5 protein-coding genes are annotated in these 6,148 nt (G+C 44.7%); 4 read left to right on the top strand and 1 reads right to left on the bottom strand.

Going from position 1 to position 6,148, the window contains the following annotated elements; translation table 11 throughout:
• The first annotated feature begins 215 nt into the window (after positions 1–215).
• From ACXLDX_RS05880 to ispH, 4 genes are all read left to right on the top strand, one after another.
• Positions 216–1,214 carry a TRAP transporter substrate-binding protein gene (locus ACXLDX_RS05880; protein ID WP_457576267.1) on the top strand — a complete coding sequence of 333 codons (999 nt, stop codon included), beginning with the start codon at positions 216–218 and terminating at the stop codon, positions 1,212–1,214.
• Positions 1,215–1,344: 130 nt separating this feature from the next.
• Complete coding sequence (locus ACXLDX_RS05885; RefSeq protein ID WP_457576268.1) at positions 1,345–1,890, top strand: TRAP transporter small permease; 546 nt, start codon at positions 1,345–1,347, stop codon at positions 1,888–1,890.
• Positions 1,887–3,284 (top strand): TRAP transporter large permease, encoded by a 1,398-nt coding sequence (locus ACXLDX_RS05890; protein ID WP_457576269.1) that lies wholly within the window; start codon positions 1,887–1,889, stop codon positions 3,282–3,284. Before ACXLDX_RS05885 ends, ACXLDX_RS05890 begins: the two co-directional genes overlap by 4 nt.
• A 145-nt stretch (positions 3,285–3,429) precedes the next feature.
• On the top strand, positions 3,430–4,356 hold the full coding sequence (ispH, locus tag ACXLDX_RS05895) for a 4-hydroxy-3-methylbut-2-enyl diphosphate reductase (RefSeq protein ID WP_457576270.1): 927 nt from the start codon (positions 3,430–3,432) through the stop codon (positions 4,354–4,356).
• Between the two features lie 302 nt (positions 4,357–4,658).
• On the opposite strand, the gene ACXLDX_RS05900 is transcribed toward ispH, so the two are convergent.
• Entirely contained in the window at positions 4,659–5,882 is a 1,224-nt protein-coding gene (locus ACXLDX_RS05900; protein ID WP_457576271.1) for an LL-diaminopimelate aminotransferase, read from the bottom strand.
• Positions 5,883–6,148: the final 266 nt, after the last annotated feature.

Below are 6,148 nucleotides of genomic sequence, written 5' to 3' on the forward strand. Positions count from 1 at the left end.
AACAAAATTAAAATCGGCGGGAATCCGCCAATTTTAATTTTACACTTATTCTGAATTTGCTATAACTTGGGGTACACCGTGCTTTTTTTTATTAACCAGAACTGGTTCCTTTTTTGCAAGGTTATGCAAACAGTAAGCTTCAGTTCTGGAGCAGATTTTTCGGGCTGGCCTCAGCCCAGGGAAGCAATTCATTATTAACTTGAAGGAGGAAACGTATGTTATTGCGTAAAATCACAACACTTGTCGCCACGGCTGCTCTCTCAACCCTGCTTGTTACCGGCTCAGCACTGGCCGGCGGGCCAATTGTTCTCAAATTTTCCCATGTTGTTGCGGAAAATACACCCAAAGGGCAGATGGCCAACAAATTCAAGGACCTGGTTGCGGAACGTCTCGCCGGAAAGGTTACAGTAGAGGTTTTCCCCAATTCCCAGCTCTTTGGTGACAATAAAGTTCTTGAAGCAATGCTGCTCGGGGATGTACAGATGGCCGCACCTTCTCTTTCAAAATTTTCCCGCTACACAAAGAAACTGCAACTCTTTGATCTGCCTTTTCTTTTTAAAGACATGACTGCAGTGGAGAAATTCCAGAAAAGCGATAAAGGGCTTGAATTGCTTGATTCCCTGCAGAAGAAAGGTCTGGTTGGCCTTGGGTATCTGCATAATGGTATGAAACAGCTCTCTTCAAGCAAGCCCCTGCGGGTTCCTGCTGACGCAAAAGGTTTGAAATTCCGTATCATGTCTTCAGACGTACTTGCCGCTCAATTCAAAGCCGTCGGGGCAACCCCTCTGAAGAAGCCGTTTTCAGAGGTTTTCACACTGCTTCAGACAAAGGCTATCGATGGTCAGGAAAATACCTGGTCCAATATCTACTCCAAAAAATTCTTTGAAGTCCAACCCTACATCACTGAGTCCAACCATGGTGTTCTTGATTATATGGTCGTAACTTCCAAAGAGTTCTGGATGGGTCTTGATAAGGATGTGCAGGTGGAATTGAAAAAAGCACTTGACGAGGCCATTGCCTACGGAAACAAAATTGCCGCCCAGAAAGCCCTTGACGATCGCCAGAAAATCATTGACTCCAAACGCTCTGAAATTATAGAACTTTCAGACGCCCAGAGAAATCAATGGGTTGAAGCTATGAAACCTGTATGGGAAGAATTTGAGAAACAGATCGGCAAAGATATGATTGACGCCGCATACCAGGCCAACATGTAGGATTTCTGGATACCTTGACGATTGGCAGGGGACTGATTCAGGCCCCTGCCGGAATTTTCTTTGCTTATTCCCAGGCGGTCATTCCACTCTTTCAGGTTTGACCGCGTTTGAGTTCTGCAAGAGGTAAATTATGTTTATGCGCTTCATCAATCGTGCAGAAGAAGCTGTTATCTGTATACTGCTGGTAACAACAACCCTGCTGGTATTTGTAGATGTAGTCATGCGGTTCGGCTTCAATTCCGGTTTTATGTGGTCCCAGGAACTCACCCTGCATATGTCCGCCTGGATGGTTCTTTTCGGTGCCTCTTATGGATTGAAAGTCGGATCTCACATCGGTATGGATTCCTTCGTAAAGCTTTTCCCCAGAACAGGCAGAAGAATACTTACAGGGATCGCCGCCATCCTGGCTCTCGGGTACTGTGGCCTCATCTTTTATGGCAGCTGGATCTATCTGAAAAAAATGAAACTGATAGGTATTGAACTGGAAGACCTGCCGATTCCCGCCTGGCTTGCACATGGGATGCTGCTGGTTGGTTTTCTTTTCCTTATTGTCCGTTTGATCATAATACTTTTATCCGTAATTACCGGAAAGGCTGATGGCTTCAAGCATGCAGATGAAGCAAAAGACAGTATGGAGCTTGCAGAGGATATCGCTAAAGAGGAGGGGATTTCATGACAACCGCCGCACTTTTTATACTTCTCTTTGGTTGCATGTTGCTCGGCATGCCCATTGCTCTGGCACTTGGTCTTTCAAGTATTACAACCATTCTTCTTTTCTCTCACGATTCTCTGGCATCCATCGCCCTTAAATTGTTTGAGTCATTATCAGAACATTATACCCTGCTTGCCATTCCGTTTTTTATCCTGTCATCTTCCTTTCTGTCAACAGGAGGAGTAGCAAAGCGCATAATCCGTTTCGCCCTGTCACTGGTAGGACATATTCAGGGTGGACTCGCAATGGCTTCCGTAATGGCATGCATGATCTTCGCTGCGGTCTCCGGTTCTTCTCCGGCAACGGTTGCGGCTATTGGGTCAATTGTCATTGTCGGTATGGTCAAAGCCGGTTACCCCGAAAGCCTGGCGGCAGGAATTATAGCCAATGCCGGAACACTTGGCATACTTATTCCTCCGTCCATAGTCATGCTTGTTTATGCTGCAGCAACGGAGGTTTCTGCTGCCCGTATGTTCATGGCAGGTTTTATCCCCGGTTTAATGATGGGTCTCATGCTTATGATTGTGATCTATTTTGTTGCCAGGTATAAAAAAATCCCGGCGCTACCCTGGGGTGGTTTTTCTGAAATATTTGCCTCCGGCTTCAGTGCCTTTGGAGGGCTGATGCTCATCATCATTGTCCTTGGGTCAATATATGGTGGTATTGCAAGTCCGACTGAGGCTGCCGCTGTTTCAGCGGTTTATGCTTTTGCTGTGGCCATATGGGGATATCGGGATATAGGTCCCTTAAGAAATGAACCCTGGCAAAAAGAAGGTGAATCCACAGGCAACATGATCTTCAGAAACCTGAAAATGATGACTCTTGCCATTCCACAGTGTTTTACCGACAAGGAAGTCAACAAAGTGGTCCTGGATGCTTCTAAAGTCAGTATCATGCTTCTGTTTATCATCGCCAATGCGATGCTCTTTGCCCATGTACTCACTACAGAACGCATTCCTCACCATATTGCCCACATGATTGTAACCTGGGGCCTTTCACCCTGGGTATTTCTGATTGTGGTCAACCTGCTTTTGCTTGCGGCCGGCAATTTCATGGAACCATCCGCCATTCTCCTCATAATGGCGCCTATTCTCTTTCCGATTGCGGTAAAGCTGGGTATCGATCCAATTCACCTGGGTATTATCATGGTAGTTAACATGGAAATCGGTATGCTCACCCCTCCAGTTGGCCTGAACCTGTTTGTCATATCCGGCGTAACGGGACATTCCATCGGCTGGGCTATTAAATCTGCCCTGCCATGGCTCTGTGTACTTCTGGTTTTTCTCATGATCATCACCTATGTTCCGCAGGTTTCTCTTTTTCTGCCGGAACTGCTTGATAAAATACAGGGTTACTGAAAAACAATCCCAGTAATTAATTCAAACAAGACGGTCGTTTTCCATTGGTCTGGAAGACGGCCGTTTTTTATTTCCTGCTCTCTTTTTTTCTGCTATATCAGTGTGAAGAATCTCTTATCTTCTCTAAAGTAAAAAAGAACCTGCAATGGAAAATTCATTTCAAATTTATCTGGCATCCCCGAGAGGGTTCTGTGCTGGAGTTGAAAGGGCTATAGAAACTGTAAAACTCTGTCTTCAAAAATACAACAGGCCAGTCTATGTCCTCCATGAAATTGTCCATAACAAACACGTTATTGGCGAACTTGAGAAATCCGGTGCAATTTTTGTGGAGCACCTGAAGGCTATCCCACGGGGTGAAGTCTGTATTTTCAGTGCCCATGGTGTTTCTGTAGAAGTTGAAACAGAAGCAGGAATACTCGGCTTACGGACAATTGATGCCACATGCCCTCTTGTCAGCAGTGTTCATCGAATGGTTGAAAAATACCACTCACTTGGACACAATGTGATAATAATTGGACATCATAATCATCCGGAAGTTGAAGGGACCGCAGGAAGAGTCAAAAGTGGTGTTCATATTGTAGCCAATGCAGGAGAAGCCGGCACAGTAGAAATACCCGGCAAGAAAAAGGTGGCCTATGTCACACAGACCACACTCTGTAAAAATGATGTTTCTGATATCCTGAAAATTCTTATACAACGTTTTCCCGATATCAAGGGTCCCCGATCAAATATCTGTTTTGCCACACAAAACAGACAAAATGCCGTAAAACAACTTGCCCGGAAATCTGAATTACTTCTCGTGGTGGGATCAAAAAACAGCTCCAATTCAAATCGTTTGAAAGAGGTGGCAATCCAATGTGGAACAGATGCCCACCTCATTGATGATAAAAATGATATTCATCTTAAATGGTTTAAGGGAGTTCAAAATGTGGGAATAACTGCGGGTGCATCCGCTCCTGAACGACTGGTGGAAGGAGTGATTGAATTGATGATGGCCAATGGAGGGAAAAAAGTTATTGAACTGGAGGGAACAAAAGAGAATATTCATTTCAAGCCTGCCCTGTTTACCTAGTGTCACGTCAACGATGAAATGACGTAATATTGCGCTGTAATTTTTTTGTGCTATTCTGTCTGTGGCTTTGAGCGCATAGTAGATCTATATAACATAAGCCACAGGCGGGATGGCGCGAAAAAGGACAAGCAAGATACGTCAGAGCAGTGGTGACGGGACACTAGTGTCCCGTTGGATCGCATTTCAGAAACTTGACTCAGTGACGGTTTCGTGATTTTAAAAAAGCCCGAACTTTTCCTGGAAAAGCACGGGCTTTCTAAATCAACATCCCAACAGATTACTATATGATTACCGGGAAACCATCACGGGTTCAGGTCTGTCAATCTGGACATGGCAGTCTGCACATTTTCATAACTGTTGAAAGCAGAAATTCGAATATACTGGTTACCGCATTGACCAAACCCGCCTCCGGGAGTGCAGACCACTCCTGTTTCCCTGAGAAGCATATCGAAAAACTCCCAGGAATCTCTTTTACCGTCTATCCAGATATATGGTGAATTTTCACCTCCTGCAAAATCGTAATTCAATTTTCTGAATGTTTCACAGACAGCATCGGCATTTCTCATATAATAATCGACAAGAGCTCTGGTTTCCTTTTTTCCTTCCTCAGTGAATGTGGCCGCGGCCGCTCGCTGAACAGGGTAGGAGACTCCATTGAACTTTGTGCAGTGCCGCCTGTGCCAGAGGGGATGAATGAGCTGACTATTTCCTTTGGAATCATAGGCCCGGCATTCCTTCGGCACAACAGTATAAGCACATCGAGTTCCAGTGAACCCAGCATTTTTTGAAAAACTTCTGAATTCCACGGCAACTTCTCTTGCACCTTCAATCTCGTAAATAGTTTTCGGCAGGGAACTGTCGCGGATGAATGACTCATACGCTGCGTCAAAAAGGATAAGAGCTTTATTGTCCCGGGCGTAATCAACCCAGGTTTTTAATTCAGTTCTTGAAATTGTAGAACCGGTAGGGTTATTGGGGAAACAGAGATAAATCAGATCCACTTTTTCTTTTGGAAGATCCGGGACAAAATTATTTTCCCGGGTGCTCTCAAGATATACAACACCCTGATATCTGCCATCTGCAAACTCACCTGTCCGGCCGGCCATGACATTGGTATCGAGATACACCGGATAAACCGGATCGGGTATGGCTATAGTAATATCGGATGCAAAAAGTTCCTGAAAATTTCCTGTATCACATTTCGCGCCATCACTGACAAATATTTCATCACTGGAAATATCTGCTCCCCGGTTCTGAAAATCATTGACGGCTATGGCCTCCCGGAGGAATTCATATCCCTGTTCAGGCCCGTAACCTCTGAAAGTCGCATCGTCGGCCATTTCATCCACTGCCCTGTGAAAGGCCGCAATCGAAGAGGGTGTAAGTCCCTTTGTTACATCGCCTATACCAAGTTTTATTACATCAATTTCCGGATTTTCCTTTTGGAATGAAGCTACACGTGCAGCTATGTCTGAAAAGAGGTATGATGCCTGAAGCTTAAAATAATGTTCATTGAGGGTAATCATAAACAATAGAATCCTGTTATAATTGATAAAAAATAATGTAACTACTCACAGGGGTAGCAATTATATGATTTTATTACTTCTGAACTGTAATTGCTCACAGGTGGTGCAGATTTTTGCAGGCTCTTCTTCGCTATAGCCTACCTTCCATGAGAAGGCTAGTTGTCAAGATAATGTTCGACGTGGCGAACCATTTTTTCTACCTCCCCGTAACGTCACGCTTCCATTCGCATTCTTTAAAAGGCTCAGCCAGAAGCCCGATGCATTGT

This window comes from Desulfomarina sp., assembly GCF_054039375.1.